The sequence below is a fragment of the Dactylosporangium sp. CA-139114 genome (assembly GCF_050955725.1).
Lineage (GTDB): Bacteria > Actinomycetota > Actinomycetes > Mycobacteriales > Micromonosporaceae > Dactylosporangium.
The window spans coordinates 8,989,173-9,012,720 of the sequence record NZ_CP192080.1; the positions used below are offsets into that span (position 1 = coordinate 8,989,173).

Genomic DNA, 23,548 nt, shown 5'->3' on the forward strand with positions numbered 1-23,548 from the left:
CCGTCAGTCCGTGGGTGCCGGGCCGAGCACGTTGGTGTGCAGGCCCGCGGCCGAGCCCTTCGACTTGAGCATCATGATGAAGGCGAGCACGCGGGCCACGGCGCCGAAGAGCTCGGCCGGGATCTCGTCCCCGACCTCGCACGCGGCGTAGAGCGCGCGGGCGAGCGGGACGTCCTGCACCAGCGGCACCCGGTGCTCCTCGGCCACCTCGCGGATCTTCGCCGCCAGGAGCTCGGCGCCCTTCGCCACGACCTTCGGGGCGCCCTTGTCCGGCTCGTACCGCAGCGCCACCGCCACGTGCGTCGGGTTCACCACCACGACGTCGGCCTGGGACACGTCGGCCATCATGCGGCTGCGCGCCATCTGGTGCTGCCGGGCCCGGATCTGGCCCTTCACGTGCGGGTCGCCCTCGGACTTCTTGTGCTCCTCCTTGACCTCTTCCTTGGACATCTTCAGCTGCTTGTTCACCCGGCGGCGGGCCACGAAGTAGTCGGCGAAGGCGAGCACGAGACCGGTCGCGGCGGCGATCTGCACCACGTGCAGGACGGTGCTCGCGACCAGGCCGATGACCGTCTGCAGCGGTACCGTCGTCGCGGAGAGCAGCGCGGGCACCAGACTCTTCATCGTGTTGTAGACGACCAGGCCGAGCACCAGCACCTTGGCCAGCGACTTCGCCGACTCCCACACGGCCTGGCCGCCGAAGGTCTTCTTGAGGCCCTTCAGCGGGTTGAGGCGCTTGAAGTCCGGCTTGAACAGCTTCGTCGCCGGGCGCAGGCCGCCCTGGGCCGCGGCCGCGAGAATGGCGAACGCGAAGAGCCCGACGGTGATCGGCGCGGCGACGACGAGCATGTCCTTCGCGCCCGACTTCGCCAGCTCCAGCGCCTTGGCCGGCTCGGGGTCGGTGAACGCCTGCGTGCTCTGCTGGAACATCGCCTGGGTGCGGGTCGCGAGCTCGCGGGCCATCATCGGCAGCAGGAAGCTCGCGAGCAGGACCCCGCCCCACGCGCCCAGGTCCGGAGTGCGGGCCCGGGTGCCCTCGCGCCGCGCCTGCCGCTTCTTCTGCTCGGTAGGCTGCTCGGTCTTCTCACCGGCCATCGGCCACTACTCCGCGCTGGTGCCCAGCGCGCCCTCGATGGTCTTCATCGACCAGCCCACCGCGGACAGGTACGCCTTCGCCAGCTCGCTCGAGGAGACCGGGGACGCCGCGAGGGCCTGCTCGTCGGCGAGCTCGTAGGCGCGCACGGTCGCGAGCACCTGGCCGAGCCGGCCGTGCCCGTCGACGAGCGCCTCCACGATCTCCACGGTCAGCGGCAGCCGGCTCGCGATCTCCGCGATCGGCTCGGCGATGAGCTCGGCCACCCCGGCGAGCAGCCCGACGGTGAACGCCGCCTCCCCCGGCAGCCCGAGCCGCTCGGCGACCGTCTGGCACAGCCGGGCCCGGGCCATCGTGCTGGACAGCTGCTCCTCGCTGGCCGACTCGGCGACGTCGCTGACGAGCATGAGCGCGGCCCACTGGCGGATCTTCGCCGAGCCCAGCAGCACCACGGCGTCACGCACGGACGAGACCCGGCGCGGCAGCCCGCTCGCGGCCGAGTTCGTCGCGCGCAGCACGCGGTAGGACAGGGCGGGGTCGTTCTGCACGATCGTCACGACCTTGGCGAGGTCGGCGTCCTCGGCGGTCACGGCCCCGAGCAGCTCCAGCCGCCGCAGCCGCGACGGGGACAGGGCGACGGCGCTGAGCACCTGGGGCCGGCCGACCGCGTAGCCCTGCAGCAGGTCGAAGCCGAACCGCTTGGCGAGCAGGATGTGCTCCTCGGTCTCCAGGCGCTCCGCGACGAGCTTCACCCCGGGGTACCGCCGGCACTGCTCCACCACCTCGGCCAGCTCGTCGGGCTCCCGGATCAGCAGGTCGAGCTTCACGTAGGCGGCGAGCCCCAGCAGCCGCTCGTGCCCTAGGCCGAAGACGAAGTCGTCGAGCGCGATCTCGTAGCCCTGCTCGACGAGGCGGGCCGTGCCCGACAGCACCGGCCCGTCGATCTCGACGGTCTCGAGGATCTCCAGGATCGCGTGGTCGGGGTCGAACGGCAGCGGCAGGTCGCCGACCAGGAACTCCCGCGTCAGGTTGATGAAGCACTTGCGCCCGCCGACGAGCTGCTCCAGGCCGAACTCGGTGAACGCGTTGACGATGACCTGGCTGGTGGCGTAGGAGCTGCGGCGGGTGGCCTCGAGGTCCTCGGCGGCGCCGCGGAAGAGCAGCTCGTAGCCCACGACGTGGCCGCCCCAGTCGTAGATGGGCTGGCGGCCGATGTGCACGAGTTGCGTGGTGTCGGTGCGGGAGGAGGTTGTGGCGGGCTGCACGCCTCAACGATCGGCACCCGGCGGCGCAACCGAAGGAAAACCCTCAGAAGTACCCGTTCGCCACCGATCAGTAGGACAACGACCAGGCGGGAGAGGAACAGCGGGCGGTGCCGAAGCGGCTTTCGCAGTACGTGGTGCCGATCGGCATCGTGCTGATCATCCTCATGATGGTCGTGCCGCTGCCCTCGTTCATCCTCGACGCGCTGATCGCCGCGAACATCACCCTCGCGCTCGTGATCGTGCTGGTCAGCATGTACGTCAAGCGGGCGCTCGAGTTCTCCTCGTTCCCGTCGCTGCTGCTCATCGCGACGCTGTTCCGGCTGGCCCTGAACATCAGCGCGACCCGGCTGGTGCTCACCAACGGCTTCGCCGGCCACGTGATCGACGCGTTCGGCCACTTCGTCGTCGGCGGCTCGCTCATCGTCGGCCTGGTCATCTTCCTGATCCTGTTCATCATCCAGTTCATCGTCATCACCAAGGGCGCCGAGCGGGTCGCCGAGGTCGGCGCCCGGTTCACCCTCGACGCGATGCCCGGCAAGCAGATGGCGATCGACGCGGACCTCAACGCCGGGCTCATCGACGAGGCGACCGCGCGCAAACGGCGCACCGAGATCACCTCCGAGGCGAGCTTCTACGGCGCCATGGACGGTGCGTCGAAGTTCGTCAAGGGCGACGCGATCGCGGCCATCATCATCACGATGGTCAACCTGATCGGCGGCTTCGCGATCGGGATGCTCCAGCGCGGCATGTCGCCGGCCGACTCGATCTCGACGTACTCGCTGCTGTCCGTCGGCGACGGCCTGGTCTCGCAGATCCCGGCGCTGCTGCTGTCGGTCGCCACCGGCCTCATCGTCACCCGCTCCGCCAACGACGGCGACATGGGCTCGACGGTCAGCAAGCAGCTGAGCCAGCACCGCAACGCGATGCTCATCGCCGGCGGCGCGGCCCTGGCTCTGTGCCTGGTGCCGGGCCTGCCGAAGCTGCCGTTCCTGCTGGCCGGCGGCGGGGTGCTCGTCATCGCGCTGCGGCTGCCGAAGAGGGTCGAGCCGTCCGCGGAGGAGCAGGACCAGCTGGCCGCCGCCGAGGCCGAGGCGCTCCCGCCCGACCCGACCGAGGTGCTGCTGGGCGAGATGCGCGTCGACCCGCTCGAGCTCGCCCTCGCCCCCGACCTCGTCGACCTCGTCGAGGCCAGCGGCGGCGACCTGCTGGAGCGGGTGCGCGCGCTGCGCCGCAAGGTCGCCCTGGAGCTGGGCATCGTGATGCCGCCCGTGCGCACGCGCGACGACCTGGATCTGCCGCTGTCGACGTACGCGGTGCGGATCAGTGGCGTCGAGGTCGGCCGCGGCATGGCCCCGCCCGGCACCGTGCTGGCGATCGGCGACGGCCTGGACTTCCTGCCCGGCCGGGCCGGCGTCGAGCCCGTCTTCGGCCTGGCCGGCAAGTGGGTCCCGGCGGAGCTGCGGCACCAGGCCGACCTCACCGGCGCGACGGTCGTCGACCGCGCGTCGGTCATCATCACCCACCTGGCCGAGATCGTCCGCGTGCACGCGAGCCGGCTGCTCGGCCGCGAGGACGTGCGCGCGCTCGCCGAGGTCGTCCGGCGCTCCCACCCGGTCGTCGTGGAGGAGCTCACCCCCGCGGTGCTCAGCCTCGGCCAGGTCCAGCAGGTCCTGCACGGGATGCTCGACGAGGGCGTGCCGATCCGCGACCTGGTGCGCATCTTCGAGGCGCTGTCGCTGCAGGCCAAGCAGTCCACCGACCCGGACGCGCTGCTGGAGGCGGCCCGCGCCTCCCTCGGTCCGGCGATCGCGAACCGCTATTCGCAGGACGGCACGCTCACCGCCATCACCCTGGAGCCGAGACTGGAACAGCAATTGCTGGAATCCATGCGCCCGACCGACAGCGGCCTGCAGCTGCTCATCGACACCGGCCGTGCCGAGTCGATTCTGGCCGACCTCACACGCCTCACCGAACAGGGCGAGGAACGCGGCGTGAGCCCGGTGCTCGTGTGTTCGCCGCAACTGCGCAACGCACTGCGCCGGCTGGTGCAGATGGCGCTTCCGCGTTTGCCGGTTTTGTCGTACTCAGAGATCACCGGGAGTACGCTGCGAATTGAGACTATTGGGGTGGTGAACGGTGCCTACCCGGTTGCTGCTTGAGGGTCGTGACCTCGAGGAACTACTCGCGCAGGTGCGTGACGAGCACGGGCCCGACGCTGTCATCATCTCGGCCGAAAAGGTCCGTTCCGGTGGCGTCGGCGGGCTGTTCGGCACGCAAAAATACGAGCTGACCATCGAGGTTCCGGATTCCTCGCGAGCCGCGGAATCCGTTTCCGGCCCCGCTGAGAACACTGAATCATCCGCCGCGCCGCCGGTCCAGGACGACACGCCGAAACGCCAGATCAGTATCGAGGATCTGGCCGCGCTGGCCGATGCGGCGGAGCGGCGCGGGGAAAACCCGACCGCGGCTTCCGCGTTCGCGTCGCTGCTGGCCGAGGCCCAGGAAAGCGCGGCAACGGTACGGCCCGATCGCCCGCCGACCGCCGCCGAAGCCCTCAACCGCCTGCTGGCCGCGGAGCATGCGGGCCCGCACGAGCCCGCGACCGAGCCGGCGGCGCCGTCGGTGCGCCCCTTTCGGCCCGGGGCCGAGCAGCCGGTCGCGAAGCTGGGTCTGCGCCCGCCTCCACCACCGGCCGCCGCTCAGGCCAACACGCAGGCCGCACAGGTCGTCCAAGCCGCTCAGGCTGCTCACGCCGCTCAAGCTGCTCACGCCGCTCAAGCCGCTCAGGCCGCTCAAGCCGCGCAGGCTCCTCAGGCTGCTCAGGCCAAGGCTCGGGCCGCCCAGGCCGCTCAGGCCAAGACCCAGCCGGGCGCGCCGGCCTCAGCGCCCGCTGCGCGGCCGGCGGCTCCTGCGAAGTCCGCTCCGGCCAAGGCCGCGTTCCCTTCGGCCACCGCTGCCGAAAAGGCGCCGACGAAGGCCGCCTCGCCCACGGCTCCGGCCGCGGCCGTCACGCCGCCCGGGGTCAAGCGGTCCGAGGTCAAGCCGCCGGTGAAGGCCGCTCCCCCACCCGCCAACCCGACCGCCCCACCGGCCGGCTGGACCCCAGCGACACCGCCGAGCATCCGCCCGTCCGCGCCGCCCGCATCCGCGCCGCCCGCATCCCCGCCGCCCGCGTTCGCAGCGCCCGCATCCGCGCCGCCCGCATCCGCAGCGCCCGCGTCCGCGCCGTCCGCGGTCTCGGCGCCCGCGTCCGCGCCCGCGCCCGCCGTGGCCGCAACGCCCGGGGCTGTCTCGCCACCGCCGTCCGCGCCCGAGGGCAGGGCGCCGGCCGTTGTGCCCCCGCCGCCCGCCCGGCCCGATGTGGTGGCGCCCGCGCGGCTCGAACTGCCGGATCCTCGGGCCATCGACGTGGACTGGAGCCAGCTCGAGCGGCTCGACGCCTGGGCCGGGGCCGAGCACTGGGGCGCGCGGGCCGCGGACCCGCCGTCCTGGCTGCGGGACCCCACCGAACACCGCGCGGCTGCGGCGAGTCTGCCCGCCGCCGCGTGGGGCCGGGCGACGGTGGGCTGGGGCCCTCCCCCGCCGGCGGGATCACCGATGCCGACCGGGGACGCGCTGCGCGGCGCGTCCGGGCGGCCGGGCGGCCGGGGCGCGCCGTACGGCCCGTCGCACGATCCGTCCACGCCGTCCCGGTTCGGCCGCGACACGCCGGCGCGGTTCGGTCGCGACGCTCCTGTGCGGTTCGGCCGCGACGCGCCGGCGCGCTTCGGCCGAGGGCGGACCGGCCCGCCACCACCGCCGCCGACCCGCGCAGCGTCGCTCGGGCTTCTGGGCGGCGCCTTCCCGCGGGGCCCGGTGCCCCCGCCGCCGGCGTGGACCGGCGGGGCGCGGCCCACCGGGCCGCCCGGACCGCTCGGTGTGCCGCCCGGGCACGCCGATTGCGCAGCAGATGGACCTACCCGTTCCGAGCCGGCCAAGTTCCGGCCGACCGATTCCCGGCAGGAGTCCCGAATGCCTGTTGAAGCGACCGCCACGGTGGAGAAGCCGCGCACGCCGCCCGCAAGCGAGCGGCTCGGCGCCTACGCCCAGGCGTCCGCGGCCGCCGAGGCCGCCATGGCCGAGAAGACCGACCGCCCGAACGGCGCCGGCGCGAGCGAGCTGGCGCACAAGCTGGAGTCGCTGGGGGTGCCGACGGACATCTCCGTGCGCGCGTCCGCCGGCGACACCTACGGCGCGATCGTCGAGGCCTTCACCGCGCTGCCCGTCGCCGACCCCGCGCCGGACGCGCCGGGCGAGACGCTCATCGTGGTGGGCGAGTCGACCCACGCGATGGAGGTGGCCCGGTTCGTGGCCGAGGCCCAGCGCCTCGACGCCGAGCACATCCTCTTCGCCGGGCGCAACGCGGCCGCGGCCGGGATCGACGGCAAGCGGCGCATCACCGGCGCGCACGACGCCCGCCTGTGGGCCAAGAAGCTGCGCAAGTCCGACGCGGCGAGCGTGGTCGCGGTCGAGGCGGCGCTGGACGAGGCCGGCTGGGCCGCGTCGATCGTCGAGGCCGTGCGCCCGGTCGCGGTGTGGGTCGTCGTCGACGCCAGCCGCAAGACCTCGGACGTCGCGCACCACCTGCAGGGCCTGCGCCGCGTCGACGCGATCTGCCTGCGCGGCACCGGCTCCAGCGGCGACCCGGCGAGCCCGCTGTCCCTGCGGGTGCCGGTGGCCCTGCTGGACGGCCGCCCGTCGACCCCGTTCCAGTGGGCCGCGATGCTCTGCGAGCGGCTGAGCCTGGTGGGAGGCTGAGGTGCTGGGTATGGCGCGGTTCTCGACGCTGTTCCTGGCGTTGCTGATCGCGTCCCCGGCCCTCTACGCCGGCTTCGTCACCCACCAGCTCGACACGCAGACCGCGCTGCTGCGCCTGCTCATCGCGGTGCCGGTGGCCGCCGTCATGCTGGCCGTGTTCCGCATGATCACGCGAGGGTACGGCCAGAAGCCCGAGCCACCCGCCAGACCCACCGCCACCGCGGGCGACGGGACGGCGCCGGGCACCGACGAGCCGCTGCGGGCCGAGGCGGTCGCGGGCGAGCCGTTCCCGCAGCGCCGCTCGGAGGACAACACTTGAACCCGGCCCGACGCCACGACGGCGCGAAACCCGGCCCGACGCCACCGCGGCGTCAGACGCGGCGCAACAACACCGCGGCGCTGGACAGGGACTGACCACCGCGGCGACAGGCCGCAGGGCAACTCCTGGACCGGGGCCGGCCTAGATGTCGGTGACCTGTCGCTGTCGCAGCCCGTACCGGCTCGCGACCGGGTTCCACACGCCCAGGAACCGGGTCTTGGCGTCGGTGGCGTTCTTGGACTGGTTCTGCGCCTCCTGGTAGTCGGACTCCCCGCCGCCGCCACACCCGCTGGCCTGCTGCGCCTGGCCCCACGGCACGTAGCTGCGGTCCGCGGCGAGGGAGAAGCCGAGCGACTCCTTGAGCATCGAGCGCACCTGCTCGCCCTCGGGGATCGCCGACAGGTCGAAGCGGGTGACGCTGTCGATCTGCGACTGCCGCTCGGTGCCGACCGTCTGCATGTCCGCGATCGCCTTGTCGAACAGCGTGCACTTGCCCACGAGGTCGATCGCGGCGTTGAGCTTCGTGCGGCTGGCCACGCTCGCGTCGAGCAGCGCGTCGACCGCCGCCGCCTGCGCCTTGGGATCGCCGCCGCCGGTCGTCTCCGCCGCCGAGGTCGGGCCCGGCCCCGGCCCGGTCGTGGTGGGCCCCGGCACCGGCCCGCCCGACGACGAGGCCGCGGCCGCCGAGCCGCCAGAGCCGCCGGTGAGCTTCACGACGGCGATGACGGTGCTGGCGATGACGAGCACGACGACGATGACGGTGAGCGGCAGCAGCACTCGGGCGCGGCCGGGCTTGAGCGGCTGGTAGTACCCGGGCTGCGGAGGTCCGGAGGCGGGCGTGACCGAGATCGGCGTCGGGGAGACCGGCATGCCCGGGTAGGGCGCGCCGGACACCGGTGGCAGCTGGGGATACCCGCCCGCCGGGTATTGCGGCGGCGGCTGCTGATGCGGATAGGCCCCCGGCGCGGGCTGACCCGGGCCACCGGGGTACGGCGCCGCCGCCGCGAACTGCGGCCCGGGCGGGGGCGGGAACTGCGGCCCGGGCGGGGGTTGGAACTGCGGCCCGGGTGAGGGCGGGAACTGCGCCGCGGGCGGCATCGCGCCCTGGTCGGAGATCGGATGCACGTCATATGCGACGGGTGACCCGGGGTATGCGCCCGCCGCGGGCGTCAACGCCGCGCCGCACTGCGCGCACTGGGTCGCGGCGGGGTCGTTGCCCGGAAAGTAGCAAGTTGGGCAGGGCATGCCGCGACTGTAGTCACCCGCGACAATCTCCGTGAACCCCCGTGCGTCCCCCGTCGGCGGCGAATCGACGTGCCGGGGGCGGACGGACGGACGGGGTCTTCCGCCAAGCCGCCACCCGGCCGCTTCCCCCGGGTCTGTGGCACGCTCGGGCGCATGGATACCGGTGGCGATCGCTTCGACGTGGCCGTGGTCGGCGCGGGCCCCGCGGGCGCGGCGGCGGCCCTGGCCGCGCGGCGGGCCGGTGCGACGGTCGTGCTGCTGGACAAGGCGGCGTTCCCCCGGGACAAGCCCTGCGGCGACGGGATCGCGCCGCACGCCCTGGACGTGCTGGCCGGTCTGGGCGTCTTCCCGCTGTCGCCGCAGTTCGCCCCGGTCCCGGCGCTGCGGCTGCGCGGGCCGGGCGGCGGCGAGGTGGCGCGGCCGCACGCCCGCCCGGCGTACACCATCCCCCGGACGATCTTCGACCACCGCCTGGCCGAGGCCGCCCGGCAGTCCGGCGCGGCCCTGGTCGAGCACACCGTCCGGCGGATCGAGGAGCGCGGCGACCACGTCGTGCTCGACGGCGGGATCCGGGCGGGCGCCGTGGTGGGCGCGGATGGCGCCTACTCCCTGGTCCGCCGGGCGCTGGGGTTCGCGCCGAACGGCCCGGGGCACCTGGCCCTGGCCATCCGCGGCTACGCCCACGCCCCGGACCTGCCGGCCGAGCAGCGCATCGTCACCACGGAGTCGGGCTGGCCCGCCTACGCCTGGGCGTTCCCGATCGGCGACGGCCGGGCGAACATCGGCTACGGCGAGGTCCTGCGCGACGGCCCGCTCACCCGCCGCCGCCTCCTCGACCGCCTGGCCGAACTGCTGCCCGACGTCGACACCGCGGCCGCCACGGATCTGCGCGCCCACCACCTGCCCCTGTCCACGCACCGCCCTCCCCCGGCCCGCGGCCGCCTGCTCCTGGCCGGGGACGCGCTGTCGCTCGTCAACCCGTTCACCGGCGAGGGCATCTTCTACGCGGTGCTCTCCGGCGCGCTCGCCGGCGCGGCCGCGGCCCACGGGGACGACCCGGCGGGCCGCTACCGCCGGGCCCTGCGCGACCGGCTCGGCCGGCACCTGCGCCACTCGCGGGTGGCCGCGGCGCTGAGCCAGCGCCGGTGGGTCGTCGACGCCGCCGTCCGCGCCGCCGAGCGCGACCAGCGGGTCTTCGACGCCCTGATCGAGCTCGGCCTCGGCGACGGCCGCCTCGCCCCGCGCACCCTGACCGCGATCGCCCGCGCCGTCGTGCGCTGAAGGTTCGGCACCGGGCCGCGGCGGGCCGGCGAGCGACCAGAAACGGCACTCACCGTGACGGACAGTGAACACTGCGAGCGCGTCCACGAGGTGCGGCGGAGGTTCGCGGGTGCCACCCGCGGCCCGAAAGAGATCGACAGACCTACATTCGTCCAGCTCCTGACGCCGCGCCCGGAGGGACTCACGGAAACGGGTCCAGAACGGCACTGAGCGTCGATTCAACGTGGGGCCGCGGTGCAGTAATCTTCGCCGGGGGTGATGGAGTGGCGCGCTGGGACGACCAAAGCGATGCCGCCATCGATCCTGCGCTTTCGCAGCTCGCCCGGCAGTGGCTCGCCGCGGTGCGGCAGACCAGCTACCTCGACCTGAGCGCCGAGGCCCTGCAGCGGTTCTTCGAGCGGCAGACCGTACAGCTGACGGATGCCCTCGGCACCGGGGACGCCGCGGCCGCCGCGGAGGTCGGGGCCGCCCTGATCCAGATCGGCCTCAACAGCCCGGAGGCCCTGCAGCGCTCGATCGGCGTGCTGACCCCCACGGCGACGGGCGAGGTGATCGGCGGGTTCGCGGCCGGGTTCGCGCGGGCGCAGCAGCAGAAGATCCTCGACGACCAGGAGCGCATCCGGCGGGCGTGGACCCGCGCGCTCACCGACGCCGAGCACAGTCTCCAGCGCGAGCTGCACCACCAGGCCCACCACGACCCGCTCACCGGGCTGCCCAACCGCGTGCTCCTCTACGGCCACCTCGCCGAGGCGCTGCGCGACGCCGAGGAGGGCGCCCGGATCGGGGTGTGCTTCCTGGACCTCGACGAGTTCAAGACCGTCAACGACACCCTCGGGCACGGCTACGGCGACGAGCTCCTGGTCGCGCTGGCCGACCGGCTGCGGGGCTGCGTCGACGCGGCCGGGCACTTCGTGGCGCGGGTCGGTGGCGACGAGTTCGTCGTCGTGGCGCGCGACACCAAGGGCCCCGACGAGCTGACCGAGCTGGCCGAGGCGATGCTCGCGGCGCTGTCCAAGCCGGTGCGGCTCGACGGCCACGAGCTCGCGGTCTCGGCGAGCATCGGCATCGTGGAGCAGGTCGCGCGCGGGGCGGAGCCGGAGGAGCTGCTGCGGGCCGCCGACGCCACGCTCTATCTCGCCAAGGCCGACGGCCGGGCCCGCTACGCCGTCTTCGACGAGCAGCGCAACGCGCAGCAGCTGCTGCGCTACGGGCTGACCGGACGGCTCTCGGGCGCTCTGGACCGCGGCGAGTTCGAGCTGGTCTACCAGCCACTGGTGGGGCTGGTAGACAACCGGCTGCACGGCGCCGAGGCCCTGCTGCGCTGGCGGCACCCCGAGCTCGGCACGGTCTCGCCCAACACGTTCATCCCGGTCGCCGAGCAGTCCGGCATGATCCTGCCGCTGGGCCGGTGGGTGCTGCGCGAGTCGTGCCTGGCCGCGGCCGCGTGGCAGCGCAGCCACCCCAGGAACCCGCTGCTGATCAGCGTCAACGTCTCGCCCCGGCAGTGCTCCGACCCGCGGCTGCTCCAGGACGTGCGCGCGGCGCTGGCCGAGTCCGGGCTCGACCCGGCCAACCTGCAGCTGGAGCTGACCGAGACGGTGCTCATGCAGGAGACCGGGCGGCCGGTGCAGACCCTGCGGCAGCTGGCCGACCTGGGCGTGCGGATCGTCATCGACGACTTCGGGATCGGCTACTCCAACCTCGCCTACCTGCGGCACCTGCCGGTGCACGGGCTCAAGCTGGCCGGTGCGTTCATGGCCGGCATCCGCAAGCTGGAGAGCGACCACGTCGACGAGCAGATCGTCGAGACCGTCATCCGCCTCGCGCACACGCTGCAGATGACGGTCACCGCCGAGGGGATCGAGACCGCGGACCAGGCGGCCCGGCTGGCCGCGCTCGGCTGCGATCTCGGCCAGGGCTGGCACTTCGGCCGGCCGGTCGAGCCCGCCCGGATCCCCCTCGGCGTGACCGCCGGCGCGGTGCCAACGGACTGACGAGAAGGCCAGGGCGGCCAACCGCGGACCTGGCAGCGACGGCGCGCCAGCGCCGAGCGGTGTCTGGCGGGAGCAACGGTCTGAACCCCCGCGGACCCGAGCCGGGCAAGGCCGCTCTTACACGTTCTGCCGCCGCAGCCTGATCCAGCGGTACCCGTAGGGCCCGAGCGACAGCTCGGAGAGGTCGCCCACCTCCGGGTAGGCCTTGTCGCCGAACACCTCGTTGGGATGGTTGGTCTCGCCGAAGAGCTCGTGCAGGTCCACCATGGCGTCCTCGGTGCCGAGGTTGTGCAGGAAGAGCATGGAGCCGGTGGGCCCGTCGGCCCGGTGGGCCAGCACGCCCGGCGGCAGCGCCCGGTCGATGACCGAGCACGTGCCGTTGCCGACCTCCGGGCTCTCCCGCAGCGTGCGGATCATGCGCTCGAACCAGGCGAGCAGGGACTGGTCGTCCCCGCGCTGGGCGGTCACATTGATCTTCTGGTACGAGTACTCGCCCTTGCTGATCACCGGCCGGACGGGCTCGGCCGCCGAGAACCCGGCGTTCTTGTCGAAGGACCACTGCATCGGGGTGCGGATGGCGTAGCGGCCCTCCAGCGACAGGTCCTCCCCCATGCCGATCTCCTCGCCGTAGCGCAGGACCGGCGTGCCGCGCATGGTGAACTGCAGCGAGTACGCGAGCTCGATGCGCGCCCGGTCGCCGCCCAGCATCGGGGCGAGCCGGCGGCGGATGCCCCGCTCGTAGAGCTTCATGTCCGGGTCGGGGCCGAACTCGGCGAAGACGTCCTCGCGCTGGTCGGCGGTGAGCCGGGACAGGTCGATCTCGTCGTGGTTGCGCAGGAACGTGGCCCAGTGCCCGCCCGGCGGCAGGTGCGGCGTGGAGCGCAGCCACTCGATGACCGGCTCGGGGTTCTGCCGGGCCAGGGCCAGCACCAGCCGGCCGTTGAGCATGAAGTCGAAGAGCATGTGGATGCGGTTGCCGCTGCCGCCGGCGTCGCCGAAGTACTGGGGCAGCTTCTCCGGCTCGACGTTCGCCTCGGCCAGCAGCACCGCGTCGCCGCGGCGCCACTGCACGTGGGCGCGCAGCTCCGAGAGGTAGTCGAAGTCCAGCGGGCTGTTCGGGTTGCCGGGCTCGGTGAGCTCGATGATGAACGGCACCGCGTCCATGCGGAACCCGGCCACGCCGAGCTGGATCCAGAACGCGAGGATCTTCTTGACCTCGGAGCGGACCTGCGGGTTGCTGAAGTTCAGGTCGGGCTGGAAGTCGTAGAAGCGGTGGTAGTACCAGGCGCGCGCCTTGCGGTGGTAGGTCCACGTCTCGGACTGCTCGCCGGGGAACACCATGCCCTGGCGGCGGTCGCTGGGCTCCTTGTCCGCCCAGACGTACCAGTCACGGTAGGGCGAGTCCGGCGAGGAGATCGCGGACTGGAACCACGGGTGCTCGTCGGATGTGTGGTTCACCACCAGATCGATCATGACCTTGATGCCGCGGTTCGCGGCCTGGTGCAGCAGCTCGGCGAAGTCGCCGAGGGTGCCCAGCCGGGGATCGACGTTGTAGAAGTCGGTGACGTCGTAGCCGTCGTCCTTGCCGGGCGTCGGATGGATCGGGCTGAGCCACAGGCAGTTGACTCCGAGCCTGGTCAGATAGTCCAGCCGGCCGATGAGACCCTGAAAGTCGCCGATGCCGTCGCCGTTGGAGTCCTGGAACGTCTCGACGTCCAGGCAATAGATGACACTCTCGGTGTACCACCGCTCGCCCATGGATGAACGGGTAACCGAATCGGGCTCACCTCAAACGCGCGCTTGCATGTGTGCGGCCCCGACCGCGAGGATGGCTCCCGGGGGGCTGATGGTCGACTTCGCTGGCGCGTTACGAGATGCAATCCAGGCACGAGGCCTGGGGCTGGAACGCATCCAGGAGCGTTTGCGCGCCGAGGGCTACTCGGTCAGCCTGGCTACGCTCAGTTACTGGCAGACCGGGCGCAGCCGCCCGGAGCGGCGCGAGTCCCTCGCGGCGCTGGCCGAGCTCGAGAAGATCCTCGAGGTCGAGCCGGGCTCGCTGGCCGCCCTGGTGGGCCCTCCGCGCCCGCGCGGCCGGCACCTGCACAAGAGCCCCGACACCGCGGAACTGGGCGCGTTCTGGTCCGAGCGGGACCTCATCGTCGACCTGGCCCAGGGCATCGAGACCCGCTGGGACGAGCGGCTGACGCGGCTCAGCCAGCACGACCGGGCGAACGTGGGTCCGGATCGCGGCGAGGTGTCGTTCCTGGTGCGGCAGGTGCTGCGGGCCGAGGCCGACGGGCCGGACCGCTGGGTCGCGATCATCCGCCTCGACGTGCCGGGCAACCCGCTGCCGCTGCTCACGCCGGTGCGCAACTGCCGGCTCGGCCGGGTCGTGGAGCACCCGGAGAGCGGCCTGCTCCTGGCCGAGCTACTGTTCGACCGCCCGCTCGCCAAGGGCGAGACGGTGATCACCGAGCACGCGCTGCACAATTATCCGCCGTTTCCGCTGGCGACTCAGTACGAGCGCAAGTTCCGCCTGCCGGTGCGCGAATACGTGGTCGAGGTGTGTTTCGACCCGGCCGCGTTACCGCGCGCGGTATATCAGTTCCAGCAGATGGACGGGCAGGACGAACAGGTCGTTTCGATGGAGGTCGACACGGGCCATTCGGTGCACGCGATCGCCCTCGACTATGGCCCCGGGCGCTACGGTCTGCGCTGGGACTGGGAGTAGTACGCGCTGGTCACAGAATCTTGGATGGCATTTTCCGCAACACCTTTGGTGTGAGTGAAGAACAACGGGGCGCCGGTGTGGCCAGCGCCCCGCCTCTGTTCCCGGAATAACCCGGCGTCACCATCGGAACGGCTGGGATGTCGCCGCGACGGTCGGGGTGGAACGCATGTGCCGCCTCCACGAGGAAGTCTCTTTCCTTGGTAGAGAACCTATTGGGCGGCCCCGCGAGCCATCAAGATTGTGGATCGTCTTAACAGTTAACGCTCTGGGGTCGGGTCGGCATTAACAGTTAAGTTAGCGTTTGAGGCGTGAAAAAGCCGGACGGTCGCACCCGCCAACTTGTGCGACCGCCCGGCGTCTGAGTCCCCGTGCGAGTGGAGCTGGATCGGTCCTAGGCCAGCCGCAGCCAGGCGGAGGCGTCGGAGGGCAGCGTGCCGTCGGGGTTGAGCGGCACGCTGCTGAGCAGCACCTCGCGGTGCGCCGGCAGGACAGCGGGCTCCGCGCCCAGGTTGGTCACGTTGGCGAAGTCCTCCCCGCGGGCGAACGCGAGCACCTGCGGGCCGGACTCGAGCCACCGCATGGGCCCGTCGCCGAGCGCGGGGTCCTCGCGGCGCAGGCGGAGGGCGTCGCAGTACAGCCGCAGGAACGACCCCGGCGTGCCCTGCTGGGCGGCGACGGAGAGCTCGGCCCAGTGCGCCGGCTGCGGCAGCCACGGCTCGCCGGTCGCGTCGGCCGGGCTGAAGCCGAACGGGGCGGAGGTCCCCGACCAGGGCAGCGGCACGCGGCAGCCGTCCCGGCCGGGGTTCACACCCCCGGAGCGGTGGAACATGGGGTCCTCGCGCAGGGCGTCGTCGAGGTCCTCGACCTCCTCCAGGCCGAGCTCCTCGCCCTGGTAGAGGTAGTAGGCGCCGGGCAGCGACATGGTCAGCAGCGCGGCCGCGCGGGCCCGGCGGGTGCCCAGCGCCAGGTCGGAGGGGACGTCGCGGCGCTTGTCGGCGAAGGCGAAGTTGGTCACCTCACGCCCGAAGCGGGTCACCTCGCGGGTCACGTCGTGGTTGCTCAGCACCCAGGTGGCGGGCGCGGCGACCGGGGCGTGCACCTCGATCGTCATGTCGATCTCCCGGCGCAGTTCCGCGGCGTCCCACGGGGCGCCCAGGAACGCGAAGTTGAACGCGGTGTGCAGCTCGTCGGGGCGCAGGTAGCGGGCGAACGCCTCGTGGTCGGGCAGCCAGACCTCGCCGATGAGCGCTCGGGGCGGGGTGTACGTGTCGGCGATGCGCCGCCACGACTGGTACACCTCGTGGATTCCCTCGTTGTCCTCGTAGACGTCACTGACGAGCGGGTCCTTGATGAGCACGGCGGCGGAGTCGATGCGAATGCCGTCGATGCCGCGATCGAGCCAGAACCGCAGGATGTCCTCGAACTCCTCGCGGACGGCCGGGTGGTCCCAGTTGAAGTCGGGCTGCTCCGAGGCGAACAGGTGCAGGTACCACTCACCGTCGGCGACCCGGGTCCAGGCCGGGCCGCCGAAGATGGACTGCAGGTCGGTCGGCGGGAGCTCGCCGTGCTCGCCGCGGCCCTTGCGGAACCAGAACAGGTCCCGCTCGGGCGAGCCGGGCTCGGCCGCGAGCGCCCGCTGGAACCAGGCGTGCTGGTCCGAGCAGTGGTTCGGGACGATGTCGCAGATCACCCGGATGCCGGCGGCGTGCGCCTCCTCGATGAGCTTCTCGGCCTCGGCGAGCGTGCCGAAGATCGGGTCGATGGCCCGGAAGTCGGCGACGTCGTAGCCGCCGTCGGCCAGCGGCGAGGGGTACCACGGCACGATCCAGATCGCTTCGATGCCCAGGCCGGCCAGGTACGGCAGGCGCGAACGCAGGCCCGCCAGGTCTCCGACGCCGTCGCCGTTGCCGTCGGCGAAGCTTCGCAAGTACACCTGGTAGATAGCGGCGCTGCGCCACCAAGCCTGGTGGTGTTGGTCGGCCACGTGGAACCTGCTTTCTCGGAACTCGAAGTGCCTGGACACAACAGGTGGATCTGGAAGGCGAGGACCGTGCGGTCAGCCCTTGACGGCTCCGCCCAATCCGGCGCTGGAGAGGAACATGCGCTGGAAGATCAGGAAGAACACGACGGGGATGAGCGTCGAGATCGCCAGGGCCGCGAGGAACACGCCCAGGTCGGTCTGGGACGCGATCGCGGGCAGGCGCACCGACAGCGGCTGCAGGTTCGGGTCCTTGAGCACGAGCATCGGCCAGAGGAAATCCTTCCAGCTGGCGATGGCCGCGAAGACCGACACGACGCCGAGGATCGGCTTCGACATCGGCAGGACGACCGACCAGAACAGCCGAAACGAGCTGGCCCCGTCGACCCTGGCCGCCTCGAACACCTCGCGCGGCAGGCCGTCGAAGAACCGGGTCACGAGCACGACGTTGAACGCGCTCGCGCCGGCCGGCAGCCAGACGGCGAAGAAGTTGTTGATGAGCGACATGCCGAGGCCGGGCGGGTTGAGGATCGTGAGGTACAGCGGCACCAGCAGCACGACGCTCGGCACGAACAGGGTCGCGATCACCAGGCCGTTGACGATCTTGGCCCAGGCCGGGCGGAGCACGGAGAGCACGAAGCCGCCCGTGGTCGCGACGAGCAGCTGCACGAACCAGGAGCCGGCCGCGAGCCAGATCGTGTTGAGGAAGTAGTGGCTGATCCTGACGTCGTTCCACGCCTCGGAGATGTTCGCCCAGCGCACACCGTGCGGGAAGATCGCCAGCGGCGTGCGGATGATGTCCTGCGTGGGCGTGATCGCGAACTTGGCCAGCAGCAGCACCGGCCCGATACCGACGACGAGCAGCAACACCAGCAGAATCGTATGCAGCGTCTTCATGACCACGCTGACCCGCGGGTTGCGCCAGTCCTGCGCGGAGACGAAGCCGCGGCTGCCCTCGAACTGCGATGCCTTGCGCTTGCGGGCCGGGCGGGCCGCCTGGGCCACATCCACCGGCGTCGCGACGGGCCCGGCGCCCGGCCGCTGCCGGGCGGGGTCGATGACAGCCATGGTGCTCCGCTTTCCCTCGGGACCGGTCACGACTTGCTCCAGCCGGACGTGAGCTTGAAGTACACCAGCGACAGGATCGCCAGGAAGGCCGCGAGCATGACGGACAGGGCGGTCGCGGCGCCGTAGTTCGCGCCCAGGGAGCTGCCGAACGCGTAGTTGTAGATCATCAGCAGGACGGTCACCGTGGCGTTCGCGGGGCCGCCGCCGGTGAACAGGTACGGCTCCAGGAACACCTGCACGGTACCGATGATCTGCAGGATGAAGGTGATGAGCAGCACGCCGCGCAGCTGCGGCATGGTCACGTGCCACACCTTGCGCCAGATGCCGGCCCCGTCGACCTCGGCGGCGTCGTAGAGCTCGTCCGGCACGCCGATGAGCGCGGCCAGGTAGATGATGACGGTCCCGCCGGCCGCGGCCCACGTCGCCTCGACGACCAGCGAGGGCATGGCCAGACCGGGGCTGGAGAGCCAGGCGTACGGCCCGAGGCCGACCCAGCCGAGCAGCGTGTTGAACACGCCGTCCTTCCCACCGTCGTAGAAGAACCGCCACAGCAGCACGGCCACGACCGGGGGCACCACCACCGGCAGGTAGGCGAGCACCGAGTACAGGCCCTTGCGCTTGCGGACCGAGCTGATGAGCACCGCCGCCACGAGCGGGATCGGGAAGCCGATCACCAGGGCGAGCAGCGCGAAGTAGAACGTGTTGCCGACCGCGGTGGGCAGGTCCGGATCGGTGAGCACGTAGTGGAAGTTCTTCCAGCCGACCCAGGTCGGGATCCCGACCAGGTTGGTCTTCTGGAAGCTCATGATGACCGACCGCACGATCGGCCACCACGAGAAGACGCCGAAGATGATCAGGAGCGGCAGCCCGAACAGGACCGAGCTCAGCCCACCCCGCTGCACCCACGTCACCGGGTTGCGCCGGCGCACCCGGCCGCCCTGGCCGCCCCCGGCGAAGTCCGAGGTACTCACGACAACATCACTCCTCGTCCTGGTGTTCGGGGCAGGCCCGATGTGAGTGCCCGGTGTGGGCCGCCGGACTCCCGGCGGCCCACACCGTGCGGGTCATCGCGGCGAGGATCAGCCGGCCGCGTCGATGGCGCGCTGCGCCTTCGCGTTGGCGTCGGTGAGGAGCTGGTCGATGTTGGCGTCCTTGTTGGTCAGGACGGCCTGCACGACCGGGTCGAGCGACTTGTAGACGTCCTGGGTGGCGACGGCCGGCTCGTTGACGAGCTTGGCGTCGTAGACCTTCGTGGTGAAGGTGGTCATCTGGTCCAGCGGGACGTTCACCAGGGACTTGATCCAGCCCTGGTACTGCTCGTACTGCTGCTGCGAGAAGATCGGCAGCTCGGGCGTGCCGACCGGCTGCTTGCTGGCCAGCTGCACCTGGGCCTGCTTGGTCGCGGCATCCTGGTTGGTGTACTTGCGCAGGTAGTGCGCGTCGATCCACTTGATGGCGGCGGCCTTCTCGTTGTTCGTGGCCTTGCTGGACACGGCGGCCAGGGTGCCGCCGCCGAGCACGCCGGAGTCGGCGCCCGCGAGCGGGATCATCGTGAGGCCGTACGTCTTCGGGTCGATGTTGTTCGTCTGCACCAGGCTCGTGTAGACGTCCTGGCCCGAGGTGTACATGCCGATCTTGCCGGCGGCGAAGGCCTGGTTGATGCTCGACCAGTCGTAGTCGAAGTTCGCGCCCATGGAGTTGTCGGTCCAGCGCAGGTCCTTGAGGAACTGCAGCGAGGCCTTGGTCTGCTCGTTGGTGAGCGTGGCCTTCTTGCCGTCCTCCATGCGCCCGCCGCGGGCGTAGGTGTCGACCGTCAGCTGCCAGCCGCCCGTGCCGTCCTTGGCCATCTGCGCGAAGCCGGCGTTGCCGGTCTTCTCGGCGATCGCCTTGGCGTCGGCGCGGACCTCGTCCCAGGTGGTCGGCGGCTTGTTGGGGTCGAGGCCGGCCTTGGTGAACAGGTCACGGTTGTAGTGCAGGCCGACCGCGTAGATGCTCTTCGCCGGGATGGCGTAGACGTGGCCGTCGGAGCCCTGGCCGTACTGCAGCAGGTTCTTGTTGAAGTTCGACGCGTACGACAGCGAGTTCAGGTACGCCTGCATGTCGGAGATCTGCTGGTTCGCGATCAGCGTCTTCGCGTCGGTGAAGGGGATCTCGAACACGGTCGGCAGCGTGCCACCGGCGAGGTCGGCCGCGAACGTGGTGGCCTTCCACTCGTAGTCGTGGGTCTTGACCGTGATGTTCGGGAATTCCTTCTGAAAGTCGGTGACCTCCTGCGCGAGCGCCTGCTGGGCCTCGGGCTTGGCGCCGGGGAGCAGACCAACGACGTTGAGCGTGACCTTGGTGTTCGGGTCCAGCGTCGTCGAACCCTGGTCGCCGCTCGCGTTGTCGCTCGAGGAGCACGCGACGAGCGTGCTGCTGAGCGCGAGCGCGCCCGCGATGGCCAAGGCCACCGTGGTGCGTGAGTACTTCATCATCCGCTCCTTGTTGGGGGGTGTAGTCCGGCGAGTCGGCGTTGAGGGCCGTGCGGGCGGGGGGCGTCCGACCTGGACCGCTCCGCACGAGTGCGCTGCCTGACGTCGGCTGCCGTGGGTGCTTCAAGCGCGTTACTGCTCGGTTTCCATCGCATCGCGTCAGGGTTTCCGCCTGGCGTAGGCAAGAGATTAGGCTCACGCCGCACAAGAAGTCCATGGTCCGTTGCAAAATTTTAATGATCTCCGGGCAGCCGCTTGCACGGGCACGCTCCCATGAGCCGCTGACTTGCACGGATTCGCCCGAAAACCCACCGCCCACGGCCCCTGCCGACCCGCCCGAGCGGTGGGAGCGCGCCCAGCAAACCCGTTGCGCAACCAACGCAAAGAGCGCCACGACTCCCGCAGGAGTCGTGGCGCTCTGAGATCTTGGGGTTGCTAGGCGGCGGTGGTCGCGCGGGCGTCCTGCAGGGCGCCGGTCGAGCCCCGCACCACGAGCTCCGGCTCGAACAGCATCTCCTCGGTCGGCACGAGCGTGCCGGCCACCTGGCTGACGAGCAGGGTCACGGCCGCCTGGCCCATCGCCTGGATGGGCTGGCGCACCGTGGTCAGCGGCGGGTCGGTGCAGTTCATGAACAGCGAGTCGTCGAAGCCGACCACCGACACGTCGTCGGGCACCTCGCGGCCGAGCCGGCGGGCGGCCCGGATGGCGCCGAGGGCCTGGACGTCGGAGGCGCAGATGATGCCGGTGACGCCGTGCTTGATGAGCCGGGTGGCGCCCGCGCGGCCGCCCTCCATCGAGAAGATGACGCGCTCGACGTCGTCCTCGTTGGCGCTGCCCGAGTCCGCCGCCGCGGCCTTGAACGCGGCCAGCTTGCGGTTGGACGGGGCATGGTCGGCCGGGCCGAGGATCAGCCCGATCCGCTTGTGCCCCAGCGAGCTGAGGTGGTTGAACGCCTGGTCCACCGCGTGGCCGTCGTCGACCGAGACGCGCGGGAAGCCCAGGTCGTCGATCGCGGCGTTGACCAGCACCGCGGGCAGACCGCGGTCGTGCAGGCGGTGGTAGTGCTCGTGCTCGGCGGCCGCCTGGTGATACAGCCCGCCACAGAAGATGATGCCGGAGACGTGCTGGTCCAGCAGCATCTCGACGTAGTCGGCCTCGGAGACGCCGTCCGCGGTCCGGGTGCACAGCACCGGGGTGAAGCCGCGCTTGGACAGCGCACCGGCGACCACTTCGGCGAAGGCCGGGAAGATCGGGTTTTGCAGTTCCGGCAGCACGAGGCCGACCAGGCGGGCCCGCTCGCCGCGCAGCTTGGTCGGCCGCTCGTAGCCGAGCACGTCGAGCGCGGTGAGCACCGCCGTGCGGGTCGCGTCGGAGATGCCCGGTTTGCCGTTGAGCACCCGACTCACGGTCGCCTCGCTCACGCCGGCGTACTTCGCCACCTCAGCGAGTCGTCGAGTCATGCCCGCAAGCGTAGTGCATGACTACGCAATTTTTTGCACGATGTCGCCCACGCAACCGTGCGGGCCCGGGCGAAGCCGGGTCGGTGCCCGAAAAATGCGGTATTTTCCGGGCACCGCATCACGCGGTCAGCGTCACCGAGAGCTTGCCGCCGCCGTAGCCTGAGACATCCACCCTGAGATCGAGCCGCCGACCGAGCGCGAGCAGGTAGTTGACCGCGTCCGCCGGCGGGTTCTCCCCCGGCAGGAACACCTGGTGCAGCTTGACCCGCGGCGCGTCCTCCTTGTTGATGAGCCCGGCCAGGATGTTGCAGATCTCGCCGGCGTTCTCGCCGATCATCTTCGAGATCACCTTGTCCTCGATGCACGCCTCCGCGCCGCCGGGCGGGATCAGCCCGATGGCCGCGCCGGCGTTGGCCGTGAGGGCGAAGTCCATCCCGATCACGGCCATGAGCTGGAGCCGATCGTCGGTGTAGAGGGCGACCAGGGTGTTGGGAACGTCGGCGGCTTTCATGGGGTCGGCCGGGTTCACGGTGACCGGCCGGCCGAGCAGGTCGTCAAACAGATCCTTGACGGCCTTCGGAGCGGGCAGAACATGCGACATAGGTCATATCATCCCAAAATAGGATCGAGCGCGTCCTTGAAAGTGTCGGCTGTGAACGGCTTCGTGACCAGGAACAGGGCGCCGGCGTCCTCGGCCGCCTGCCGCATCTCCGGCGTGCCCTCGGACGTGACGAAGCCGAACGGCACCTGGTTGCCGTTGGCGCGCAGCATCCGCAGCACCTCGACCCCGGTCATGTGCGGCATGTTCCAGTCCGACAGCACCAGATCCGGCTTCTCGGCCACGGTCTTGTCGAAGGCCTCCTGCCCGTCCGCGGCCTCGACGAGGTCATGGCCCTCGAACCCCGCCTGGCGCAGGGTACGGGTGACGATCTGCCGCATCACTCGGCTGTCGTCGGCGATCAGAATCTTCATGCGGGGGCTCCAGCGAGGTCGGCGGTGCTTTCCAGAACGGTGACGGTGACCGACTCGGCCATCCAGGTGCCATCGAGGTGGCAGACCTCGGTGACCGAGGGGTAGCGGCCGTTGGCCCCGTCGACGTGCACGTGCGGCAGCGACAGGGCGCAGGGCTCGGGCAGCAGGCTCTTGACGTTGCCGCCGATGATGTTCGCCAGCTCGCCCAGCGCGTCGGCGACGTCCTCCTCGGCGACGTCGTCGAACTCGATGCCCAGCAGCGCGGCCGCGACGTGCTTGGCCGCCGCCTCCGAGCAGCTCACGAGGACGTGGCCGCGCCACGCGCCGGTGACCGAGACCGAGGCGGTCACGTCGTCGACCGGCTTCTCGTGCGGCAGCGGCAGCAGCGGGCTGGCTCCGTCCAGGTCGAGGTACGAGGACCAGACCTGATCCGCGATGACCTTCAGGTCGTCTTGTGTCGGGTTCGTCATGCTGCGACTCCGTTCGGGACGAGGCCGAGCAGCGCCAGCTTGTCGATGATGGCGTCCGGGGTGAAGGGCTTGATCACGTACTCGTGCGCCCCCGAGGCCAATGCCCGGACGATCTGGCTCTGCTCACTCTCGGTAGTGACCATCATGAGCGTCATCCCGCGCAGCCGCGGCTCCGCGCGGACCGCCGTGACGAATTCCAGCCCGTTCATCTCAGGCATGTTCCAGTCGACGAGCGCCAGACCGGGGATCTCGCCGCCGCCCTCGAGAACGTTGGTCCTGAGGTAGTCCATCGCCTCTTGACCGTTGCCCGCCTCGACCACGTCGAAGCCCAGCTGTGCCACGATCCGCTTGAGAATCAGGCGCATCGCGCGCGAATCGTCGATCACCATGGTGAGCATCTGGC

At 71.3% G+C, this 23,548-nt stretch carries 19 protein-coding genes; 6 read left to right on the top strand and 13 right to left on the bottom strand.

The features are described 5' to 3' along the window. Positions 1–3 precede the first annotated feature (3 nt). Together ACQP2P_RS40315 and ACQP2P_RS40320 are read right to left on the bottom strand one after the other, a co-directional pair. Positions 4–1,095, bottom strand: coding sequence for an EscU/YscU/HrcU family type III secretion system export apparatus switch protein (locus tag ACQP2P_RS40315; RefSeq protein ID WP_433610141.1), 1,092 nt, complete (start codon positions 1,093–1,095; stop codon positions 4–6). A 6-nt stretch (positions 1,096–1,101) separates the two neighbouring features. Continuing rightward, positions 1,102–2,358: an EAL and HDOD domain-containing protein gene (locus ACQP2P_RS40320; protein WP_433610143.1), complete on the bottom strand. Its 1,257-nt coding sequence runs from the start codon at positions 2,356–2,358 to the stop codon at positions 1,102–1,104. Positions 2,359–2,465: 107 nt separating this feature from the next. Here ACQP2P_RS40320 and flhA point away from each other — a divergent pair, with 107 nt between their 5' ends. The 3 genes from flhA to ACQP2P_RS40335 are packed head-to-tail and all read left to right on the top strand — an operon-like array spanning position 2,466 to position 7,474. Beyond that, entirely contained in the window at positions 2,466–4,517 is a 2,052-nt protein-coding gene (gene flhA, locus ACQP2P_RS40325; RefSeq protein WP_433610145.1) for a flagellar biosynthesis protein FlhA, read from the top strand. Then, complete coding sequence (locus tag ACQP2P_RS40330; protein ID WP_433610147.1) at positions 4,507–7,155, top strand: hypothetical protein; 2,649 nt, start codon at positions 4,507–4,509, stop codon at positions 7,153–7,155. Before flhA ends, ACQP2P_RS40330 begins: the two co-directional genes overlap by 11 nt. Positions 7,156–7,165: 10 nt before the next feature. Then, positions 7,166–7,474, top strand: coding sequence for a hypothetical protein (locus ACQP2P_RS40335; protein WP_433610149.1), 309 nt, complete (start codon positions 7,166–7,168; stop codon positions 7,472–7,474). A gap of 141 nt (positions 7,475–7,615) precedes the next feature. On the opposite strand, the gene ACQP2P_RS40340 is transcribed toward ACQP2P_RS40335, so the two are convergent. Further along, positions 7,616–8,719: a hypothetical protein gene (locus ACQP2P_RS40340; RefSeq protein WP_433610151.1), complete on the bottom strand. Its 1,104-nt coding sequence runs from the start codon at positions 8,717–8,719 to the stop codon at positions 7,616–7,618. A gap of 153 nt (positions 8,720–8,872) precedes the next feature. On the opposite strand from ACQP2P_RS40340, the gene ACQP2P_RS40345 reads away from it, so the two are divergent. Then, positions 8,873–10,000 (top strand): geranylgeranyl reductase family protein, encoded by a 1,128-nt coding sequence (locus ACQP2P_RS40345; RefSeq protein WP_433610153.1) that lies wholly within the window; start codon positions 8,873–8,875, stop codon positions 9,998–10,000. Positions 10,001–10,263: 263 nt separating this feature from the next. After that, entirely contained in the window at positions 10,264–11,994 is a 1,731-nt protein-coding gene (locus tag ACQP2P_RS40350; RefSeq protein ID WP_433610155.1) for a putative bifunctional diguanylate cyclase/phosphodiesterase, read from the top strand. Between the two features lie 117 nt (positions 11,995–12,111). Here ACQP2P_RS40350 and ACQP2P_RS40355 read toward each other — a convergent pair whose 3' ends face one another. Further along, positions 12,112–13,752, bottom strand: coding sequence for an alpha-amylase family protein (locus ACQP2P_RS40355; protein WP_433610157.1), 1,641 nt, complete (start codon positions 13,750–13,752; stop codon positions 12,112–12,114). A gap of 88 nt (positions 13,753–13,840) precedes the next feature. On the opposite strand from ACQP2P_RS40355, the gene ACQP2P_RS40360 reads away from it, so the two are divergent. Continuing rightward, positions 13,841–14,725: a hypothetical protein gene (locus ACQP2P_RS40360; RefSeq protein ID WP_433610159.1), complete on the top strand. Its 885-nt coding sequence runs from the start codon at positions 13,841–13,843 to the stop codon at positions 14,723–14,725. A gap of 391 nt (positions 14,726–15,116) precedes the next feature. Here the strand turns inward: ACQP2P_RS40360 and ACQP2P_RS40365 are convergent, their stop codons facing one another. The 9 genes from ACQP2P_RS40365 to ACQP2P_RS40405 all read right to left on the bottom strand — a co-directional run bounded on the left by ACQP2P_RS40365 (position 15,117) and on the right by ACQP2P_RS40405 (position 23,543). Next, positions 15,117–16,709 carry a glycoside hydrolase family 13 protein gene (locus tag ACQP2P_RS40365; protein ID WP_433610160.1) on the bottom strand — a complete coding sequence of 531 codons (1,593 nt, stop codon included), beginning with the start codon at positions 16,707–16,709 and terminating at the stop codon, positions 15,117–15,119. Positions 16,710–16,781: 72 nt separating this feature from the next. Further along, positions 16,782–17,771 carry a carbohydrate ABC transporter permease gene (locus ACQP2P_RS40370; RefSeq protein ID WP_433610162.1) on the bottom strand — a complete coding sequence of 330 codons (990 nt, stop codon included), beginning with the start codon at positions 17,769–17,771 and terminating at the stop codon, positions 16,782–16,784. A gap of 26 nt (positions 17,772–17,797) precedes the next feature. After that, positions 17,798–18,742 (bottom strand): carbohydrate ABC transporter permease, encoded by a 945-nt coding sequence (locus ACQP2P_RS40375; protein WP_433610164.1) that lies wholly within the window; start codon positions 18,740–18,742, stop codon positions 17,798–17,800. A 108-nt stretch (positions 18,743–18,850) separates the two neighbouring features. Further along, a complete protein-coding gene (locus ACQP2P_RS40380; protein WP_433610166.1) occupies positions 18,851–20,245 on the bottom strand; it encodes an ABC transporter substrate-binding protein in 1,395 nt (464 codons plus the stop codon). A gap of 432 nt (positions 20,246–20,677) precedes the next feature. Then, a complete protein-coding gene (locus ACQP2P_RS40385) occupies positions 20,678–21,703 on the bottom strand; it encodes a LacI family DNA-binding transcriptional regulator (RefSeq protein ID WP_433610168.1) in 1,026 nt (341 codons plus the stop codon). Positions 21,704–21,821: 118 nt separating this feature from the next. Then, positions 21,822–22,304 carry a hypothetical protein gene (locus ACQP2P_RS40390; RefSeq protein WP_433610170.1) on the bottom strand — a complete coding sequence of 161 codons (483 nt, stop codon included), beginning with the start codon at positions 22,302–22,304 and terminating at the stop codon, positions 21,822–21,824. Between the two features lie 8 nt (positions 22,305–22,312). Next, positions 22,313–22,675 carry a response regulator gene (locus tag ACQP2P_RS40395; RefSeq protein WP_433080006.1) on the bottom strand — a complete coding sequence of 121 codons (363 nt, stop codon included), beginning with the start codon at positions 22,673–22,675 and terminating at the stop codon, positions 22,313–22,315. After that, positions 22,672–23,145, bottom strand: a complete 474-nt coding sequence (locus tag ACQP2P_RS40400; protein WP_433610172.1) for a chemotaxis protein CheX — start codon at positions 23,143–23,145, stop codon at positions 22,672–22,674. Before ACQP2P_RS40400 ends, ACQP2P_RS40395 begins: the two co-directional genes overlap by 4 nt. Beyond that, entirely contained in the window at positions 23,142–23,543 is a 402-nt protein-coding gene (locus tag ACQP2P_RS40405; protein WP_433080010.1) for a response regulator, read from the bottom strand. The genes ACQP2P_RS40400 and ACQP2P_RS40405 overlap by 4 nt, the downstream gene beginning before the upstream one ends. Positions 23,544–23,548: the final 5 nt, after the last annotated feature.